At 62.6% G+C, this 18,518-nt stretch carries 18 protein-coding genes; 8 read left to right on the top strand and 10 right to left on the bottom strand.

All coding sequences use genetic code 11. The annotated features are described in order from the left end of the window. Positions 1–3: 3 nt before the first annotated feature. Positions 4–717, bottom strand: a complete 714-nt coding sequence (locus tag BGP85_RS20160; protein ID WP_103449561.1) for a UTRA domain-containing protein — start codon at positions 715–717, stop codon at positions 4–6. A gap of 317 nt (positions 718–1,034) precedes the next feature. Between BGP85_RS20160 and BGP85_RS20155 the strand changes: the two genes are divergently transcribed. The 6 genes from BGP85_RS20155 (at position 1,035) to BGP85_RS20130 (ending at position 6,311) form a co-directional block, all read left to right on the top strand. Then, entirely contained in the window at positions 1,035–2,099 is a 1,065-nt protein-coding gene (locus BGP85_RS20155) for an ABC transporter substrate-binding protein (RefSeq protein WP_103449560.1), read from the top strand. A 126-nt stretch (positions 2,100–2,225) separates the two neighbouring features. Further along, complete coding sequence (locus BGP85_RS20150) at positions 2,226–3,032, top strand: alkaline phosphatase family protein (RefSeq protein WP_103449559.1); 807 nt, start codon at positions 2,226–2,228, stop codon at positions 3,030–3,032. Further along, positions 3,029–3,868: an ABC transporter permease gene (locus BGP85_RS20145; RefSeq protein ID WP_103449558.1), complete on the top strand. Its 840-nt coding sequence runs from the start codon at positions 3,029–3,031 to the stop codon at positions 3,866–3,868. The genes BGP85_RS20150 and BGP85_RS20145 overlap by 4 nt, the downstream gene beginning before the upstream one ends. Next, a complete protein-coding gene (locus tag BGP85_RS20140) occupies positions 3,858–4,652 on the top strand; it encodes an ABC transporter permease (protein WP_103449557.1) in 795 nt (264 codons plus the stop codon). The genes BGP85_RS20145 and BGP85_RS20140 overlap by 11 nt, the downstream gene beginning before the upstream one ends. Position 4,653: 1 nt before the next feature. Continuing rightward, entirely contained in the window at positions 4,654–5,643 is a 990-nt protein-coding gene (locus tag BGP85_RS20135) for an ABC transporter ATP-binding protein (RefSeq protein WP_103449556.1), read from the top strand. 14 nt (positions 5,644–5,657) lie between these two features. Next, positions 5,658–6,311 carry an HAD family hydrolase gene (locus BGP85_RS20130; RefSeq protein WP_103449555.1) on the top strand — a complete coding sequence of 218 codons (654 nt, stop codon included), beginning with the start codon at positions 5,658–5,660 and terminating at the stop codon, positions 6,309–6,311. Positions 6,312–6,432: 121 nt separating this feature from the next. On the opposite strand, the gene BGP85_RS20125 is transcribed toward BGP85_RS20130, so the two are convergent. Continuing rightward, positions 6,433–7,395 carry an NAD(P)H-quinone oxidoreductase gene (locus BGP85_RS20125; protein WP_103449554.1) on the bottom strand — a complete coding sequence of 321 codons (963 nt, stop codon included), beginning with the start codon at positions 7,393–7,395 and terminating at the stop codon, positions 6,433–6,435. Between the two features lie 143 nt (positions 7,396–7,538). On the opposite strand from BGP85_RS20125, the gene BGP85_RS20120 reads away from it, so the two are divergent. Beyond that, complete coding sequence (locus BGP85_RS20120; RefSeq protein ID WP_181004543.1) at positions 7,539–9,620, top strand: carboxy terminal-processing peptidase; 2,082 nt, start codon at positions 7,539–7,541, stop codon at positions 9,618–9,620. 65 nt (positions 9,621–9,685) lie between these two features. On the opposite strand, the gene BGP85_RS20115 is transcribed toward BGP85_RS20120, so the two are convergent. From BGP85_RS20115 to BGP85_RS20105, 3 genes are read right to left on the bottom strand one after another with little or no spacing between them, the layout of a single operon-like run. Then, complete coding sequence (locus BGP85_RS20115) at positions 9,686–10,516, bottom strand: hypothetical protein (RefSeq protein ID WP_103449552.1); 831 nt, start codon at positions 10,514–10,516, stop codon at positions 9,686–9,688. Continuing rightward, positions 10,517–12,058: a hypothetical protein gene (locus BGP85_RS20110; RefSeq protein WP_103449551.1), complete on the bottom strand. Its 1,542-nt coding sequence runs from the start codon at positions 12,056–12,058 to the stop codon at positions 10,517–10,519. Between the two features lie 14 nt (positions 12,059–12,072). After that, positions 12,073–13,524, bottom strand: a complete 1,452-nt coding sequence (locus BGP85_RS20105) for an OmpA family protein (RefSeq protein WP_103449550.1) — start codon at positions 13,522–13,524, stop codon at positions 12,073–12,075. 286 nt (positions 13,525–13,810) lie between these two features. Here BGP85_RS20105 and BGP85_RS20100 point away from each other — a divergent pair, with 286 nt between their 5' ends. After that, positions 13,811–14,824 (top strand): EAL domain-containing protein, encoded by a 1,014-nt coding sequence (locus BGP85_RS20100; protein WP_103449549.1) that lies wholly within the window; start codon positions 13,811–13,813, stop codon positions 14,822–14,824. On the opposite strand, the gene BGP85_RS20095 is transcribed toward BGP85_RS20100, so the two are convergent. The 5 genes from BGP85_RS20095 to pcaQ all read right to left on the bottom strand — a co-directional run bounded on the left by BGP85_RS20095 (position 14,787) and on the right by pcaQ (position 18,516). Continuing rightward, complete coding sequence (locus tag BGP85_RS20095) at positions 14,787–15,155, bottom strand: hypothetical protein (protein WP_060509068.1); 369 nt, start codon at positions 15,153–15,155, stop codon at positions 14,787–14,789. The genes BGP85_RS20100 and BGP85_RS20095 overlap by 38 nt on opposite strands. After that, the gene (locus BGP85_RS20090) at positions 15,152–15,490 is read right to left on the bottom strand and encodes a helix-turn-helix domain-containing protein (RefSeq protein WP_103449548.1); all 339 of its coding nucleotides are present in this window, start codon (positions 15,488–15,490) and stop codon (positions 15,152–15,154) included. The genes BGP85_RS20095 and BGP85_RS20090 overlap by 4 nt, the downstream gene beginning before the upstream one ends. A gap of 101 nt (positions 15,491–15,591) precedes the next feature. Next, positions 15,592–16,032 (bottom strand): YkvA family protein, encoded by a 441-nt coding sequence (locus tag BGP85_RS20085; protein ID WP_054886433.1) that lies wholly within the window; start codon positions 16,030–16,032, stop codon positions 15,592–15,594. 280 nt (positions 16,033–16,312) lie between these two features. Then, entirely contained in the window at positions 16,313–17,080 is a 768-nt protein-coding gene (locus BGP85_RS20080) for an FKBP-type peptidyl-prolyl cis-trans isomerase (RefSeq protein ID WP_103449547.1), read from the bottom strand. A gap of 503 nt (positions 17,081–17,583) precedes the next feature. Then, complete coding sequence (gene pcaQ, locus BGP85_RS20075; RefSeq protein WP_103449546.1) at positions 17,584–18,516, bottom strand: pca operon transcription factor PcaQ; 933 nt, start codon at positions 18,514–18,516, stop codon at positions 17,584–17,586. Positions 18,517–18,518: the final 2 nt, after the last annotated feature.

Genomic DNA, 18,518 nt, shown 5'->3' with positions numbered 1-18,518 from the left:
GCCCTAACCCGCCTGGGCGCGGATGCAAATGGCATCGTGCCGCCAATATTCCAGGTCACAGTCGATCAGGTGCCCATGCTGGTCGCTGTTGACCCGGGTGATATGCAGGCCTGGGCTGCCGGCCGACACCTTCAACGCCCCCGCCGCCTCCACCGGCAAGGCGGTCGGCAGGATCTCGAAGCACACCTGCCCGTACTGGATGCCATACACCCGCCCGTAGATTTCGGTCAGCGACTGCGCCAGGTCCTGGTCGAGGATGCCAGGAAAATACTTCGGGTTCAGGTAGTGCTCGGCATACAGCACCGCCCGCCCATCGATGCGCCGCAACCGGCAGATCCGCACCACGCTGGACAGCGCCGGCAACTGCAGGCGTGCACAGATGGCCGCCGAAGCTGGCTGCAGGCGCGCCGAGAGCAGCTCGGTGGTGGGCACCCGGCCCTGATCCCGCACCATCGCATGAAAGTGGCTACGCTCGATCAGGTCGTAGGTCAGCCGCTGCGGCGCGACAAACCAGCCGCGCCGCTCTTCGCGGTAGATCAGTCCTTGGGCTTCCAGCTGGACCAGCGCTTCGCGCAGGGTGATGCGCGTGGTGGCGAACACCTCGCTGAGCTTGCGTTCGGCCGGCAATTTGCCGCCCGGCGCCAGCAAGCCGTGCTCGATCTGCTCCTGCAGGGCATGGCAGATGGCTGTTACCGCGCGCGGTGGCGTCGACTGCATCAAAAGGTTACCTATCTGGACTAGTCCAGCCCCATGACGAGGCCTCTGGAGAATAGTGCAAGCCTAGGCAGGGCTGATGAACATCCTGTGACAAAAGCCTTGGTCAGCCACTGCCGGAAACGCGCCAAGCCAGCAAAGCCGGGATGATCGGGTGGTCTACGCTGTAGCTTCAAGGCCTTTGCAAGCCCTGCCCTACATCAAACTGTCACGCAAACGGCCTACCTTGGCTCAAGCTTTGCTGACCTAGACCAACGGTCAGCAAAAACAGCTTCATTCATAACAACGATCGCTAAAGGCACCCACCCAAGGAGCTTCGGATGAAAAAGTTGTTCATGGCGTCACTGCTCGGCTCGGCCATTACCCTGTGCACCTCGGCGATGGCCGCCGGCCCCGACATCAAGGCCCTGGAAGACGCCGCCCGCAAGGAAGGCAACGTCAACAGCGTGGGCATGCCCGATGCCTGGGCCAACTGGAAAGGCACCTGGGAAGACCTGGCCAGCAAATACGGCCTCAAGCACAGTGACACCGACATGAGTTCGGCTCAGGAAGTCGCGAAGTTCGAAGCCGAGAAGGACAACGCCAGCGCCGACATCGGTGACGTCGGTGCCGCCTTCGGCCCGATCGCCTTCAACAAGGGCGTGACCCAGCCGTACAAGCCAAGCACCTGGGACCAGGTACCTGACTGGGCCAAGGACAAGGACGGCCACTGGGCGCTGGCCTATACCGGCACCATTGCCTTCATCATCAACAAAGACCTGGTCAAGGAAGGCGATCGCCCGACCAGCTGGCACGACCTGGAAAAAGGCAAGTACAAGGTTGCCATCGGTGACGTCAGCACCGCCGCGCAGGCTGCCAACGGCGTGCTGGCTGCGGCCATCGCCTACAAAGGTGACGAGAAGAATATCGAACCTGGCCTGCAGCTGTTCACCAAGCTGGCCCAGCAGAAGCGCCTGTCGCTGGCCAACCCGACCATCCAGACCATCGAGAAAGGCGAAGTCGAGGTCGGTGTGGTGTGGGACTTCAACGGCCTGAGCTACCGCGAGCAGATCGACCCCAAGCGCTTCGAAGTGCTGATCCCATCTGACGGTACGGTGATCTCCGGCTATACCACCATCATCAACAAGTACGCCAAGCACCCGAACGCGGCCAAATTGGCGCGTGAGTACATCTTCAGCGACGCCGGGCAGATCAACCTGGCCAAGGGGCATGCGCGGCCGATCCGTGCCGAGCACCTGAAGCTGCCGGAGGATGTGCAGGCCAAGTTGCTGCCGAACGAGCAGTACAAGGCGGCGCAGCCGATCAAGGATGCCGAGGTGTGGGAAGCGACCTCGAAGAAACTGCCGCAGATGTGGCAGGAGCAAGTGATCATCGAGATGGAGTAACAGCGAGGGCTGCGCCCTCGTTCGCGGGTCAAGCCCGCTCCTGCAGGCCCGCGCCGGCCTGTAGGAGCGGGCTTGACCCGCGAAAGGCCGCAAAGCGGCCGCTCTTGAAAACCCGCGGAGCTTCAAATGAACCACAACGTCATCCTGGTCCTGCTCGACGGCCTCAACTACCAGGTCGCCCACCACGCCATGGGCCACCTGCACGCCTACGTCGAGGCCGACCGAGCCGCGCTCTACCGCATGGAATGCGAACTGCCTTCGCTGTCACGGCCGCTGTATGAGTGCATCCTCACCGGCGTGGCGCCGATCGACAGCGGCATCGTGCACAACAACGTCAACCGCCTGTCCAACCAGCGCAGCGTGTTCCACTACGCCCGCGAAGCCAACCTGGGCACCGCGGCGGCGGCCTATCACTGGATGAGCGAGCTGTACAACCGCTCCCCCTTCGACCCACAGCGCGACCGTCACACCCACGCGCCAAAGCTGCCGATCCAGCACGGCCTGTTCTACTGGGACGATCGCTACCCTGATTCACACCTGCTGGCCGACGGCGAATACCTGCGTCGCCGCCATGCGCCGAATTTCCTCCTGGTGCACCCGATGAGCATCGACGATGTCGGCCACCGCCATGGCCTGGACAGCAGCCAGTACCGCAATGCCGCGCGCAGCGCCGACATCCTGTTGTCCGACTACCTGCCGGGCTGGCTCGAAGAGGGTTACCAGGTGCTGGTCACCGCCGATCACGGCATGAACAACGACCGCTCGCACAACGGCCTGCTGGCCGAGGAGCGTGAGGTGCCGCTGTTCGTGTTCGGCGACGCCTTCAGCCTCGACCCGGCCGCCAAACCGCTGCAGACTGAACTGTGCGGGACCATCTGCAAGCTGCTGGGCGCCGCGCATGACAAGACCGTGTGCTGGGAGCTGCTCAAGTGAAGGCCGGCAACCGTGGTCGCTACCTGGCCCTGCTCTGCCTGCTGCCGTTCGCCGTGTTCTTCGTGATCTTCCAGATCGCCCCGCTGGCCTGGGTGGCCATCAACAGCCTGCAATCGGAAGCCGGCTGGGGCGTGGAAAACTTCAGCAAGGTGTTCGCCTCCAAGTTCTACCTGCAGGCGCTGCAACGCAGCCTGGAGATCAGCTTCTGGTCGAGCCTGTTCGGCATCGTCATCGCCACCCTCGGCGCCTATTCGCTGCGCCAGGTCGACTCGAAGCTGCGCGACTTCGTCAGCGCCTTCGCCAACATGACCAGCAACTTTGCCGGGGTGCCGCTGGCCTTCGCCTTCATCATCCTGCTCGGATTCAACGGCGCGCTGACCTTGCTGCTGAAACAGATCGGCCTGCTGGAGGACTTCAGCATCTACTCCAAGAGCGGCCTGATCCTGGTGTACACCTACTTCCAGATCCCGCTCGGCGTGCTGCTGCTCTACCCGGCCTTCGACGCCCTGCGCGAAGACTGGCGCGAGTCCGCGGCGCTGCTCGGCGCCAGCCACTGGCAGTTCTGGCGGCATATCGGCCTGCCGGTACTGACCCCGGCGCTGCTCGGCACCTTCGTCATCCTGCTGGCCAACGCCCTCGGCGCCTATGCCACCGTTTATGCCCTGACCACCGGCAACTTCAACGTGCTGCCGATCCGCATCGCCGGCCTGGTGGCCGGCGACATCAGCCTCGACCCGAACCTGGCCAGCGCCCTGGCAATGGTGCTGGTGGGGCTGATGACATTGGTCACGGTGGTTCATCAATGGCTGCTCAAGAGGAGCTACCATGCGCGCTGAAAAAACCTCCGCCGGGCTCTACCATCGGCTGGTGGTGTACCTGCTGTTCCTGATCCTGCTGCTGCCGCTGGCCGGCACCCTGCTCTACTCGTTGGCCACCAGCTGGTCGGCGAGCCTGCTGCCCAGCGGCCTGACCTTCAAATGGTACGTCGCGCTGTGGAGCGAACCACGCTTCCTGGCCGCGTTCGGCCAATCGCTGCTGGTGTGCGTGGGCGCACTGCTGCTGTCGGTGGTGCTGATCCTGCCGCTGCTGTTTGTGGTGCACTACCATTTCCCGAAACTCGACGCACTGATGAACATCCTCATCCTGCTGCCGTTCGCGGTGCCGCCGGTGGTGTCGTCGGTTGGCCTGCTGCAGCTCTATGGCAGCGGCCCGATGGCGATGGTCGGCACGCCGTGGATCCTGATCGGCTGCTACTTCACCATCGCCTTGCCATTCATGTACCGGGCGATCACCAACAACCTGCAGGCGATCAACCTGCGCGACCTGATGGACGCTGCCCAGCTGCTCGGCGCCAGCACCTGGCAAGCCGCCCTGCTGGTGGTGCTGCCGAACCTGCGCAAGGGCCTGATGGTGGCGCTGCTGCTGTCGTTCTCGTTCCTGTTTGGTGAGTTCGTGTTCGCCAACCTGCTGGTCGGCACCCGCTACGAGACCCTGCAGGTTTACCTGAACAACATGCGCAACAGCAGTGGCCACTTCAACAGCGCGCTGGTGATCTCGTATTTCGCCTTCGTGCTGGTGCTGACCTGGGTCGCCAACCGCCTGAACAAGGACAAAACCTGACATGAGCTTCGTCAGCGTACATAACCTGCAAAAAAGCTATGCCGGCAGCCCGGTATTCGAGCACATCGACTGCCAGATCGAACGCGGCGAATTCGTTACCCTGCTCGGCCCGTCCGGCTGCGGCAAGTCCACCCTGCTGCGCTGCATCGCCGGCCTGACCCCGGTGGACGGTGGCAAGATCCTCCTCGACGGCCAAGACATCGTGCCGGTAAGCCCGCAGAAGCGTGGCATCGGCATGGTGTTCCAGAGCTATGCGCTGTTCCCCAACATGACCGTGGAGCAGAACGTGGCCTTCGGCCTGCGCATGCAGAAGGTCAAGGCCGATGAAAGCCAGCAGCGTGTGCGTGAAGCGTTGGACCTGGTGGAACTGGGCAACTTCGCCGGGCGCTACCCGCACCAGCTGTCCGGCGGCCAGTGCCAGCGCGTGGCCCTGGCCCGTTCGCTGGTCACCCGCCCGCGCCTGCTGCTGCTCGACGAACCGCTGTCGGCGCTGGATGCGCGCATTCGCAAGCACCTGCGTGAGCAGATCCGCGCGATCCAGCGCGAGCTTGGGCTGACCACCATTTTCGTCACCCACGACCAGGAGGAGGCGCTGACCATGTCCGACCGCATCTTCCTGATGAACCAGGGGCGCATCGTCCAGAGCGGCGATGCCGAAACCCTCTACACAGAGCCGGTGGACCTGTTCGCCGCCGGTTTCATCGGCAACTACAACCTGCTCGACGCCGACAGCGCCAGCCGCCTGCTGCAACGCCCGGTGGCCGGCCGCCTGGCAATCCGCCCGGAGTCGATCACCCTGGGCGTCAACGGTGAACTGGACGCCGAGGTGCGCAGTCACAGCCTGCTTGGCAACGTCATCCGCTACCGCGTAAAAGTGCGTGAGGTGGAACTGGTGGTCGACGTGCTCAACCGTTCGCCCGAGGACCTGCATGCCGACGGCCAGCGGGTTTCCCTGTCGATCGACCCCACGGCGCTGCGCGAAGTGGCCTAAGGAGAATCAGCAAGATGGCACTGGCAATTTTCGATCTGGACGAAACCCTGATCCACGGCGACTGCGCGTCGCTGTGGAGTGAACAGATGGCCCGGCTGGGCTGGGTCGATGGCAAGGAGTTCCTGCGCCGCGACCATGAACTGATGGAGGCCTACGGCAAGGGCCACTTGCAGATGGAGGATTACATGGCCTTCAGCCTGGAGCCGATTGCCGGACGCACGCTGGAGGAAGTCGAGCATCTGGTGGAGCCGTGGGTCGAGGAGGTGATCGAGCCGATCATCTACGGCGACGCCTGCCGCTGCATTGCCGAGCATCGCCGACGCGGTGACCGGATCCTGATCATTTCCGCCTCAGGCACGCACCTGGTCGGGCCGATTGCGGCGCGGCTGGGGGTGGATGAGTACCTGGCGATCGAGCTGGAAGCGGTGAACGGGGTGTATACCGGCAATACCCACGGGGTGCTGACCTACCGCGAGGGCAAGATCACCCGTTTGCTGGAATGGCTGGACCAGGAGCAGGAGAACCTGGAAGGCGCGAGTTTCTATTCCGATTCGCGCAATGACCTGCCGCTGTTGCTGAAGGTCGATCATCCGCATGTGGTGAACCCGGACGCGGTGCTCAGGGAGCATGCCGAGACTAATGGCTGGCCGGTGTTGAGCTGGAGCTGAGATCTCAGGCACCTGTACCGGCCCTTTCGCGGGGCAAGCCCACTCCTACAGGTGCGTCGCCGGCCTTGAATCCGGTGATGGGCCTGTAGAAGCGGGCTTGCCCCGCAAAGGCCTGGCCTGCTTAAGCCAGGCTAGGGTCGATGATCATCACCAGCTTGCCGGACACCTGGTTGCTCTCAAGCTCCGCATACGCCGCCTGGGCAAACTCCACCGGGTAGGTATCGACCAATTGCGGCGACAGGCGCCCTTCGGCAAACAGCGGCCACACCTGCTGCTGCAGTTCGCGCAGCAGCTCGGCCTTGAAGCCGTCATCGCGGTTGCGCAGGGTCGAGCCGGTAATCTCCAGGCGCTTGCCCAGCACCTGGGCCAGGTCCAGCTCGAACTTGCGCCCGCCCATCAGGCCGATGATCACCCAACGCCCGTCACGGGCCAGCAGTTTCAGGTTGAGCTCGCCATAGCTGGCACCCACCGGGTCCAGAATCACATCGAACGGCCCGAAGCCTTCCAGCGCGTCGAGGTTCTGGTTACGCACCACGCCACCCGCAGCACCCAGCGCCTCACAGTAGTCCAGACGGTCCTGGGAACCGACACTGACCCATACCGGGCTGCCAAACGCCTTGCACAACTGGATCGCCGCCGAGCCCACGCCACTGGCGCCAGCATGCACCAGCACTTTTTCACCGGCCTTCACCTTGCCCAGCTGGAAGATGTTCAGCCACGCCGTGGCATACACCTCCGGCAGCGCCGCCGCTTCGTGCAGGCTCAAGCCCTCTGGTACCGGCAATACATGGCGGGCATCGACTACCACTTCTTCAGCCATGGCACCGCTGGCCAGCAGCGCGCAAACACGGTCGCCCACGCGCCAATCAGCGCCGGCACCGACTTCCTCGATCACCCCGGCGCACTCCAGGCCCATGTACGGGCTGGCGCCTGGCGGCGGTGGATACAGGCCCTTCATCTGCAGCAGATCGGCGCGGTTCAGCCCCGCAGCAGCCACTCGAATGCGCACTTGGCCCGCGTCACAGGCCGGGCGTTCGGCCTCGACCCAGGCCACATGTCCGTCAACGCCTTGCAATGCCTTCACAGTGCCTCCATAGTTAAATCACAGACTGAGCCTGAGGAGCCCGCTCCCCAGGCTTTTTGCAGTATTTGTCCGGCTCCGATGGAACCGGCGAACGGAAAAGACGGCCTACTATGCGTGATCAATTGCCTCCACGTCGAATCAGCATGAAGCATTTCCTCCCAAGCACCGCCCTGGCCCTGATGGTTGGCCTGGGCAGCCTCACGCTCGGCGGCAATGCGGCGGCCGCCAACAAGTGGGACAGCTTGCAGCCGGACCGCGACGAAATCGTCGCCAGCCTCAACGTGGTGGAACTGCTCAAGCGTCACCACTACAGCAAGCCGCCGCTCGATGACGCCCGCTCGGTGATCATCTACGACAGCTACATCAAGCTGCTCGACCCGGCCCGCAGCTACTTCACCGCAGCCGACATCGCCGAATTCGACAAGTGGAAGACGCAGTTCGACGACTTCCTCAAGAGCGGCAACCTCGACCCTGGCTTCACCATCTACAAGCGCTACCTCGACCGCGTCAAGCAGCGCCTGGACTTCGCCCTGGGCGAATTGGCCAAGGGCGTCGACAAGATGGACTTCACCACCCACGAAACCTTGCTGATCGACCGCAAGGATGCCCCGTGGGAGAAGGACCAGGCCGCGCTCGACGACCTGTGGCGCAAGCGCGTCAAGGACGAGGTGCTGCGCCAGAAGATCGCCGGCAAAGAGCCGAAGCAGATCCAGGAAACCCTGACCAAGCGCTACAAGAACCAGCTGGCGCGCCTGGACCAGACCCGTGCCGAGGACATCTTCCAGGCCTACATCAATACCTTCGCCCAGTCCTACGACCCGCACACCAACTACCTGTCGCCAGACAACGCCGAGAACTTCGACATCAACATGAGCCTGTCGCTCGAAGGCATCGGCGCGGTGCTGCAGAGCGACAACGACCAGGTCAAGATCGTGCGCCTGGTGCCGGCAGGCCCGGCCGCCAAGACAAAGCAGGTAGCACCGGCGGACAAGATCATCGGCGTCGCCCAGGGCAACAAGGAAATGGTCGACGTGGTCGGCTGGCGCCTGGACGAAGTGGTCAAGCTGATCCGTGGCCCGAAAGGCTCGGTGGTGCGCCTGGAGGTCATCCCGGCCAACAATGCACCAAGCGACCAGACCAGCAAGATCGTCTCGATCACCCGCGAAGCCGTGAAGCTCGAGGAGCAGGCGGCGAAGAAGTCGGTGCTCAAGCTCAAACAGGACGGGCGTGACTACAAGCTCGGCATCATCGAGATCCCGGCCTTCTACCTGGACTTCAAGGCCTACCGTGCCGGTGACCCAGACTACAAGAGCACCACGCGCGACGTGAAGAAACTGCTCACCGAACTGCAGAAGGAAAAAGTCGACGGCGTGGTCATCGACCTGCGCAACAACGGCGGGGGTTCCCTGCAGGAAGCCACCGAGCTGACCAGCCTGTTCATCGAGAAAGGCCCGACCGTGCTGGTACGCAACAGCGACGGCCGTGTCGACGTGCTCGAAGACGAAAACCCGGGCGCATTCTACAAAGGCCCGATGGCGCTGCTGGTCAACCGCCTGTCGGCCTCAGCCTCGGAGATCTTTGCCGGCGCCATGCAGGACTACCACCGTGCGCTGATCATCGGTGGCCAGACCTTCGGCAAAGGCACCGTGCAGACCATCCAGCCCCTCAACCATGGCGAGCTGAAGCTGACCCTGGCCAAGTTCTACCGGGTCTCCGGGCAGAGCACCCAGCACCAGGGCGTGCTCCCGGACATCGACTACCCGTCGATCATCGACACCAAGGAAATCGGCGAAAGCGCCCTGCCTGAGGCCATGCCGTGGGACACCATCCGCCCGGTGGTCAAGCCAGCAGTCGACCCGTTCAAGCCGTTCCTGACTGACCTCAAGGCCAAGCATAACGCACGCAGCGCCAAGGATGCCGAGTTCACCTACATCCGTGACCGCCTGGCCCTGACCCAGAAGTTGATGGACGAGAAGACCGTCAGCCTCAACGAGCAGGAGCGCCGCGCCCGCCACGATGACGTCGAAGCCAAGCAACTGGCGATGGAGAACATCCGTCGCAAGGCCAAGGGTGAGGAGCCGCTCAAGGAGCTGAAGAAAGTCGACGAGGACGCCCTGCCGGAAGAGGATGACAAGACCAAGCCGGAAGACGACGCCTACCTGGCCGAGACCGGTCGCATCCTCATCGACTACCTGAGCGAAAGCACCAAGATGGCCAAGAAGTAACGCTCAGCACAGGCTGAAAGAAAAAGGGGCGAACATTTGCATGTTCGCCCCTTTTTTTCGCCCGTTTACTGCAGGTCGACATTCAGGCTCGGTGTGCCAAATGCCGCCAGCGAGGCGTTGGAGCCGGCGAAATAGCCGCTCCAGAATTGCTGCAACTGCTCCATGGTCTTGCCCGAACGGTAGGCGTGCTTGACGTCCTGGGTCACCAGTCCGGCGCCAGCGACATAAACGCGGGCCCCCTGCAGGTTGGCAAACAACTGGCGCTCGCCAACACGCTTGAGCTCAGCCGCCGGGTTGAGGTCACGAATTCGGTTGTTGGCGTAGAAACTCCCGAAGTCACTGTTTTCCAGCATGTCCGACAGCAGCAGGATCACGCGCTCGTCGGCCGGGCGTGAGGCCAGGTCGTTACCAATGTCGCGCAGCGAATGAAAAATCTCGCTGCGCGGAATGTCCTCGGTCGCCTCACGAAGGCTCTGGACGAATACCTGCCCGAATTTCTTGTGCAAGAACGCCTGCTGCTGCACTAGACATTTGTCGAAAGTACGCAGCGACTGCATACCGACATCATCACGAACATTGCCTGGCAGAGGTGTATTCAGTTCGCCGGCGAAACGCAGCTGCATGTACTTGCCCGGCACGAATGCCGAGAAACTGTACAGGCGCAGCTTGTCGCCAGGGCCGACGAAATGGTTTACCTGGGCCCAGGCGGCTTTCTGGATGCTCTCGGGCATCGGGATGGTCTGGTCAACGATCACCGTCAGCTCACGTCCGCTGCCCGCCTGGCGGAACGCATCAATCCTGGCATGGCCATAGCAGTCGGGAACGTCGTTGCGCTCGCTGGCCTGGGCCAGCGCAGGCAGGCAGAACAGTGCGGCGAACAAGGTCTTGAGCTTCATTCAGACGCCTTCGAAGTCTTTCAACAATTTCTGTTCATCGCGCAGTCCCAGCACCGCACCGAGGTCAAACCCCTTGGCCTGGCAGATGGTGCGCAACTGCTCGTCGCTGTAGCCCGTCAGATCCTTTTTACGCAAGGCGTCCAGGGCTGCGGCAGGCATCTCGGGCAAGGCTTCCCGAGGCGCCGCGACAACATCCTGCGGCGCGGCTTCGGCTGGCGAGCCCGGCTCTACCTTGGCTGGGCTGGCAGTGGCCACCTGGCGGGCATGGCTGTCTTCCTGGCGCAGGCGCACGAAGGCGTTGAAGTCGCGGTTCTGCGAGGCGTCAATGGCCACCGCCACGTCCGGGTTGGTGGTCGGGCGACGCGACAGCTTCATCTGCAGCTTGCGCAACTTGTGGTCGGCATGGGCACTGATACGGATGCGCTGGTTTTCCATCCAGCGTTCGAGTTCGTCAGCATTGTTGAAGGCATGCGAATACGCCCAGGCCTTCTTCGACTCCACACCCGCGAAACCGAAGATTGAGGCCAGCCAGACGCTCACTGCCTGGATGGCGATGTAAATGACCGACAGCACGACGAAGGTGATCAGCGACGCACTGCGGATGGCGTCCATCTTGTCGGTCAGGGTGTTGTCGCTGGCCTGCTGGTTCAGGGTCGCCGAGTCATCGGGCAGCTCGAACGGGCTGGCTTCGCCCTCGACCTGCTGGGCAAAGATGTCCGGGTTGCCGACCATCTCGGTCTCGATGCTCTTGAGCTGGTAGGCACGAATGCCAAACGCCGCACTGGCCATGATCAACACGACCAGGGCACAACCGATGATCCAACCGCGCTTGGGCGTGACTGTGTGATTGGTATTGAGGCGCGCGAGGATACGGTTGTAGTCCTTGGCACCGTTATCGCTGTAGGTATCCTTGATGCGGATACCCGGCAGTTGCTTCAAAGCATTGCTGCCCCGCTCGGGGTCGCTCTCCCACCAGTGCCGAGCCTTGCTGACCAGGGCATTATGGTGAATGGCGCGACCTGCCGCTTCGGCGAAGCCGGCAGAGATGATCGACAGCAAGAACGCCGCCATCCAGCCCAGGTAGGTCTGGTCGTTGCTCGAAAGGTTCTGGTTGATGAACGGTACCAGGACATAGGCGAAACCGACGGCTTCGAACAGGATAAGCAAGAAGGTCAACACCAGGACCCAGAGCGGACGTTCACGGCGATCGCTTTCACCGATGGCGTCCAGATATGCTTCGCACTTGTTGTAGTACTCGGCGTTCTTTTCACCGACATCCTGGTAATAGTCGTAATAGGCGTCGCACAAAGTGGTTTCGCTCAGTAGCCATTTGCGCTTGTCGGCAATGGTACTGGCCCGGGCCAGGCGGGCGACCGTGCCGATCAGCGGCAGGCCGTGCCAGACACGCATGGCGGTATACACCACTTGTTTCCAGTGCATAACGCACAGGATCGCCGCAACCAGGGCCAGCATGACCCCGGCACTGATCAGCCGGTTGGCCACGACCAATGCCATCAACTCGTTGAAACTGAACGCTTGCATGTGTCTTCCCTGTTTCAGGTACGAACCGGCACGAACCGGGCGGTAAAGGTTTCGCCGTCGCGGCGGGGGTAGAACAGCGCGCCATCGGTGGCCTTGGCGCTGCCCTTGCTGAATACCACGTCCATGCAGGACACCGGCGCTTGCGGATCTTTGAGGAACACCCGGTACAGCACGCGGACTTCACCTTCATAGGTGTTGGCTACCGCATCGGCCTTGATCAGCGCCTTGCGATTGCCCTTGGCGTAGTCAGTCACAACCTGGATAAACGGCTGGCGATCGACCGCCGCATCCATACGCAGGATCGACACTGGCGAAATGGTCACCAGGTGACCATTGACCGTTTGCGCCCAAACGCGGTTGTTGTAGCCCGGCAGATAGTCGGCGGTCGGATGGCTGTCGAGTGCCTGGCCACTGGCGAGATTGAACACCTTGCCGCTTTCGCGTGGCTGGTCGGCCTCGCAGCTGCTCACCGGGATGGTGCTGGCATAAGCTGGGGACACCAGTGTGAAGCCACCGCTTTTCGGTGTGATGGTCTGCCCCAGTGTCCATTGGCTGCTGGAAACTGCCTCCCCGCCGAAATCGATCAAAGTTCCGCTACGGACAACCAATGCTGGCCCGCTTGCCGCGGGAGCCGCCGTCTTTTCTGTCGCGCTGGGCCTGGCGGGCAAGCTGCCAGCTGGCTTTGCCTGCCGAGCGGGTGACTTGGCCACCGTCGCCGTGCCGTGGGCCAGGTACTTGGGATTGTTCTGCTCGGCATTCACGCGCTTGACCAGTGTGGCGGTGTCGTTGACCTCGACGAACTCGACTCGACGGTTCTTGCCACGTTGCAGCGGGTCACTGTTGTCCGCAACCGGGCGTGAGGCCCCTGCCCCCTGGAAGTACATGCGCTGGCGTGCAATACCCTGCTCGGCAAGGATGCTGGCCACCGCCCGTGCCCGCCGCTCGGAAAGCTGCTGATTGAAGCTCGCGCTGCCGGTGGCGTCAGTGTGGCCAACCACCAGAATCGCTGTATCGCGCTGGCCGCCGAAGGCGCTGGCCAACTTGCGCACCTGGCGCTCACCGTCGGGGCTGAGTTGGGCACTGCCGACAGCGAACATGCCCTCGTCCTGCACCTGGGCGACGAAACCCGCCTCCTGTGGTGCAGCACTGGCGGTGGCCGCCGGGGTGTTGAGGGTTTCAACGTCAAGTTGCAGGTGTTCTTCCTGGGCCAGGCTGCGTAAACGGTCGATGCGGTCCTTATACGCCAGCGCCGCACCGCAACCGGCGGCTGCGCCAATGACCGCACCACCGATAACTGCACCATTGCCCTTGTTGCTGAGCGCCCCCGCAGCCGCCCCTGCCAGGGCCCCAACCGTGCCGCCCAGCAGGCAGTTGGCCGTACGGCTATGGGTATGGGAAAACTCTTCGATGCTGGCGCAACCGCTGACGCCGACTGCCACGGCAAGGGCTAGGGCCGTGCTGCGCATATTGTATTTTGAAGCTGACAAACCCGTCTCCCGAGCAATCCACTGACCCAGGGCGCCCACCACGCAAATGCACTGGCTGACGTTCGTCCCTGAACGACAAATTTTGTAAAAATGAAAGGTGCGGGGATTTCATCACAGCCGTTGACGCCAATACAACGGCGAATATGCCGTTTACCCCACAATGATGGCAATTTAATACATGCTGTCATCAAATGGTCACTGCACTGTCGTGAAATACATCGGCCGGGGGGCATGCGCCTGGCCTCTTCATCTTCAGGAATTCACCATGACCGTCGCCGAACAGCTCACTGCCTTGAGCGCAATTCTGGCTCAGCGCAGCATTCACAGCCTGTTCCAACCGATCATCTGCCTCAGCGAACGGCGTGTCTTCGGCCATGAAGCTTTAAGCCGCGGCCCGTCCAACAGCCCGCTGCATTCTCCATTGAACCTGTTCACCATCGCCCGTCAGGCCGGTCACCTGACCGAACTGGAGGCCGCGTGCCGGGAAAGTGCGTGCCGACGCTTCAGCGAGCAGAGGCTCGACGGCAAGCTGTTTCTCAACATCTCACCTGAATCGCTGCTGGAACCGCACTACCCTTCCGGGCGCACCCTCAAGCTGCTCGAGCAAGTGGGGCTGGCACCCAGCCGGGTAGTGATCGAACTGACCGAGCACACGCCTACCGACGATTTCCAGCTGCTGTCCAATGCCTTGCACCACTATCGCGACATGGGCTTTTCCATCGCCCTGGACGACCTAGGCGCGGGCTATTCGAGCCTGCGCTTGTGGTCGGAGCTGCGTCCCGAGTACGTGAAGATCGACCGCCACTTCATCGATGGCATCCACCGCGACCCGCTCAAGCGCGAGTTCGTCGGCTCCATCCTGCAGATAGCCCGGGCGTCGAAGGCGCAGGTGATTGCCGAAGGGATCGAGCTGGCGCAAGAGCTGGCGGTATTGACCGAGATGGGGGTGGACCTGGTGCAGGGATACCTGCTGGGGCGGCCGCAGGAGTTGGGGGTGCGGGAGAGTCAGCAGCTACTGGCGCAGGTGCTGCCTGTGGCTCTGGTGGAACAACCGACGGTGGGGCTGAATGCCACGCTTGGGCAGATCATGGAACTGTTTGGCCGCAATGGTGACTTGAAGGAACTGGATGTAATGGATGCCGATGGCAACCCCTGCGGCGTGATCCATCGAGATGCATTGCCTGTGCTGGCCTCTTCGCGGGTATACCCGCGAAGAGGCCGGTGCAGCCCTTCCATAGGGTTCAGGCATGCTCTGGATAGCTGTACTCGAACACCCTGACAACCTCGGAAGCATGCCAGGACGCCGCCTCCATGCCATCCACCGGCCCAGAGAAGCGCCCCAGGCGCTCCACGCATTCGAAAAAGCCGGTGCGCGGCAAGCGACTGGCCCCCTGGCTGATGACCAGCGAACTGCGCAGCGGCTGCTCGGCACGAGCATCGAGCACCGCCAGGTACTCAAGCGCAGCGGTGAGGGTCTGCATGGCCGGGCTGGGCAACTGCAGCCGCTCTATCAGCGCACGGTAGGTGAGCAGGTGGCGTTGACGGCGGGCCAGGTCAAGCTCGTCCAGCAGGTTTTGCCAATGCTGTCGGCTGATCCTGACCTGGCTCATGAGGGTTCGCTCCAGCCGGCTACCCCGAGGTGCCACGCCAGGGCACGGCGGATCGCAGCATCCGGCTGGCGCTCGCCCGATTCGATCATGGCCAGGTAAGCCGGGCTCACCCCGACATTACGCGCCAACTGCTCAGGGGCGATGCCTTTGGCCTGGCGCAGCTGTGCCACTTCACTGAACGCGGGCAGGCTGGCTGCCGGGGAACTCTGTTGCGCTGATTCGACATCCACCTCGGCGGGTGTCTGCCCGGCTGCCTTGAGCAGCGCCTGATACTGCTCCCAGGGCACGACGGCGTACTCGGGCTGACCGTCCCGGCTAATGACCTGAATACCCATTACAACCCCCTTACGTAAGGATTACCGCATGTAATCCGTAGGCATAACGCTTATGCCAATTATATTACCAAGCGCGGGAGTCTGTGGGGACTTGCTCGATTTCAGTGCGTATTGCGCTCCAGGCGCAGCGCTTCGGGGGTATCGGGAAGGCGTTCGACCACCCGCAAGCGCTCAGGCGCCTGGCTGTCGCGCCAGGCCTTGAAACGCGCCAGCTCATCGGCCACGGTCTTCAACACCCAGCCGAGTACGGCGATGTCATCGAGAAAACCGACGCCCAGAATCCAGTCGGGGATGGCGTCGATGGGGCTGACGAAGTACAGCAAACCGGCGACGATAGTCACCAGTGCCTTGGGGCTGATGGCACGGTACTCACCGCGCCACCATGCCAGGCACAGCGACTGCAGCAGTTTGACGTCGTCGCGCAACTGGCCGATGCGCGGGCCTTTGCGGGCCACTGCGAACAGCAAGGCCGGCAACCGGCCGCGGCTGAGCAGGCGCTCGGCCAGGGGCAGGAAACGGGCGAAATTCCAAGGTGCGCTCATGGAGCCTCCAGCAGGGAAAGGTTATCCACATTTATTGTGGATAACCTTGTGAACAGGGTGAAGTTTGTGACGGCAGGCGCCCACAAGGCAAGGGCCCCGGTCAGATCGGGCGTTTTTTACACAGTCGTTTCAGTTCCGCAAACGATTTGCGTCAGGACGCTTGCGGCTTCTTCACACTGCTCTTGCTCGGACCATGGCAGCCGCATGAGGTTCGCCGAATCATTCCCCACAAACGACAACGCCCCGTCAGGACGGGGCGTTGTGCAGGTACCAGCCGTTATTACTTGGCAGGTGCTTCAGCCGGGGCTTCAGCCGGGGCTTCAGCTTCCGGCGCTTCGCCACCCTGCAGCTGGGCAGGGTCCTTGATGGCGATCAGTTCCAGGTCGAACACCAGAACCGAGTTGGCCGGGATCAGCGGGCTCGGGCTCTGGGCGCCGTAGGCCAGCTCAGCCGGGATGAACAGCTTGTACTTCTCGCCAACGTGCATCAGCTGCAGGCCTTCGACCCAGCCCGGGATCACACCGCTGACTGGCAGGTCGATCGGGCTGCCGCGCTCGACCGAGCTGTCGAACACCTTGCCATCGATCAGCTTGCCTTCGTAGTGAACGGTGACCACGTCGGTCGGCTTCGGCTGCGGACCGTCGGCCTTCTTCACGACTTCGTACTGCAGGCCGGAGGCGGTGGTGACCACGCCAGGCTTCTTGGCGTTTTCTTCGAGGAATTTCTTGCCGGCGCTGGCGGCTTCTTCGCTGGCCTTGGCCAGGCGCTCTTCGGCGCGCTTCTGCAGCGCGGTGAAGGCTTCTACCAGCTCTTCGTCCTTGATGCGTTGCTCCTTCTTGCCGACAGCGTCTTCGATGCCGAGGGCGACCGCTTTCGAATCAAGGTCTTCCATGCCTTCCTGAGCCAGGCTCTTGCCCATGTTCAGGCCGATACCGTAGGAGGCTTTCTGTGCCGGAGTCTTCAGCTCGGGGCTGCTGGCTTGTTGATCACAGCCAGCCAGTACCAGGCCTACCAGGGCAACCGCAGCCGCCAGACGATGCTGTTTCATGCTATTTCCTTGTTCATGCGCCATAAGGGCAATCAGGGTAAAGCCGCGAGCTTATCAGGCGGCCATCACCAATGGCTACCGGCATAAGAGCGGGTTTTCGTAAGGAAGTTCAGTAGGTAAAGGCTTCTTCATGGAAGCTTTACAGCCATTGGCCAGTATTGACCCTTTGTGCCGGGTTTTCCTGGTTTTTGTGGCTTTTTATTTCGGGGGGTTCTGAGTGCCTGCCGCAAGATCTTCAGCGCCTGTGAGATCGAGCGCCGCCCGCGCGGCGCATCACGAGCTGCGCTCGCTCCTACGTTTGTTTCGGGCCAGTTATTCCTGGGGGATTTGCGCGTGAACGCCTTGGCGCCAGGCGCGATATCGCGTCGTACAGACAAGGCGGCCGCGCGCGCCTGTCACAGGCGTTACTGGCCAAAAACAAACGTAGGAGCGAGCAAAGCTCGCGATGCGCCGCGCGGGCGGCGCTCGATCTCACAGGCGCTGAAAAACTTGCGGCATGCACCTCAAGGATACCGCCCCTCCCGATACTGCTCAGCGAGCTCGCGCAGCACCTCGCAAACCCACTGCCCCGGCAGGCTCAACGGCAATGCCGCATTACGGCAAATCCCCACCGAACCACCCGGCTCACGCACTCCGAGATCCAGTTCAGCCAGCTCACCCCGGCGCAAATCCAGCAGCACCGCATCACGCGGCGCCACCCACAGCGCATCGCTACCCAACAGGTAACGACGGCTCAATGCCAACGACAAGGTCTCCAGACGCTGCGCCGGCATCTGGATGCCGCACTGCACGAACAGGCTGTCAGCATGCTGGCGGATCGTGGTGCCCGGTGGCGGCAGCACCAACGGATACTGGCCTACCCGCTGCCGCTCCACCAGTGCGCTGGAAAGCAAGGGATGGCCAGGGCGCACCACCAGTGCCATTGACTCGCTGTACAGGTGCTCGAACGACAACCCTTGGATCTGCGGGCTGTCGGTCATGCGCCCAACTACCAGCTCCAGCTCACCCAGGCGCAGTTGCCCGAGCAACTGCGCACTGATCCCGGTCACCACGCTGATCACCAGCGCCTCGTGGCGCTGATGCAGGCGGCACAGTACCTCGGGCATCAGCAGCCCCTCGACAGTCGACAGCACGCCAATGCGCACCTGCGACGGCGCCCGCGCTTCGCCACGCAGGCTGCTGACGCCATCACGCAGCGCCTGAACGCTGGGCCCGGCGTAGCGCATGAAGCGCGTGCCAGCCGGGGTCAGCTCGACACCCTGGCGGCTGCGCTCGAACAGGCGTGCTTCGAGCAGGTCCTCAAGCTCCTTGAGGGTCTTGGAAATCGCCGGCTGGCTGATCGCCAGGATGTCCGCCGCCCTGGCCAGGCTGCCCTGCCGGGCAATCTCCAGAAAACACAGCAGGTGGCGGTACTTGATACGGGTGTCGAGGTTCATGC

The sequence above is a fragment of the Pseudomonas putida genome, from assembly GCF_002906855.1.
GTDB classification, from domain to species: domain Bacteria; phylum Pseudomonadota; class Gammaproteobacteria; order Pseudomonadales; family Pseudomonadaceae; genus Aquipseudomonas; species Aquipseudomonas putida_N.
The sequence above is the reverse complement of the archived record's forward strand: the minus strand, read 5'-3'. Positions and strand labels throughout refer to the sequence as shown.

Coding starts and splice junctions, on each gene's coding strand:
- BGP85_RS20160 (WP_103449561.1), bottom strand. CDS start 717: ATGCAGTCGACGCCACCGCGCGCGGTAACAGCCATCTGCCATGCCCTG.
- BGP85_RS20155 (WP_103449560.1), top strand. CDS start 1,035: ATGAAAAAGTTGTTCATGGCGTCACTGCTCGGCTCGGCCATTACCCTG.
- BGP85_RS20150 (WP_103449559.1), top strand. CDS start 2,226: ATGAACCACAACGTCATCCTGGTCCTGCTCGACGGCCTCAACTACCAG.
- BGP85_RS20140 (WP_103449557.1), top strand. CDS start 3,858: ATGCGCGCTGAAAAAACCTCCGCCGGGCTCTACCATCGGCTGGTGGTG.
- BGP85_RS20135 (WP_103449556.1), top strand. CDS start 4,654: ATGAGCTTCGTCAGCGTACATAACCTGCAAAAAAGCTATGCCGGCAGC.
- BGP85_RS20130 (WP_103449555.1), top strand. CDS start 5,658: ATGGCACTGGCAATTTTCGATCTGGACGAAACCCTGATCCACGGCGAC.
- BGP85_RS20120 (WP_181004543.1), top strand. CDS start 7,539: ATGAAGCATTTCCTCCCAAGCACCGCCCTGGCCCTGATGGTTGGCCTG.
- BGP85_RS20115 (WP_103449552.1), bottom strand. CDS start 10,516: ATGAAGCTCAAGACCTTGTTCGCCGCACTGTTCTGCCTGCCTGCGCTG.
- BGP85_RS20110 (WP_103449551.1), bottom strand. CDS start 12,058: ATGCAAGCGTTCAGTTTCAACGAGTTGATGGCATTGGTCGTGGCCAAC.
- BGP85_RS20105 (WP_103449550.1), bottom strand. CDS start 13,524: ATGCGCAGCACGGCCCTAGCCCTTGCCGTGGCAGTCGGCGTCAGCGGT.
- BGP85_RS20100 (WP_103449549.1), top strand. CDS start 13,811: ATGACCGTCGCCGAACAGCTCACTGCCTTGAGCGCAATTCTGGCTCAG.
- BGP85_RS20095 (WP_060509068.1), bottom strand. CDS start 15,155: ATGAGCCAGGTCAGGATCAGCCGACAGCATTGGCAAAACCTGCTGGAC.
- BGP85_RS20090 (WP_103449548.1), bottom strand. CDS start 15,490: ATGGGTATTCAGGTCATTAGCCGGGACGGTCAGCCCGAGTACGCCGTC.
- BGP85_RS20085 (WP_054886433.1), bottom strand. CDS start 16,032: ATGAGCGCACCTTGGAATTTCGCCCGTTTCCTGCCCCTGGCCGAGCGC.
- BGP85_RS20080 (WP_103449547.1), bottom strand. CDS start 17,080: ATGAAACAGCATCGTCTGGCGGCTGCGGTTGCCCTGGTAGGCCTGGTA.
- pcaQ (WP_103449546.1), bottom strand. CDS start 18,516: ATGAACCTCGACACCCGTATCAAGTACCGCCACCTGCTGTGTTTTCTG.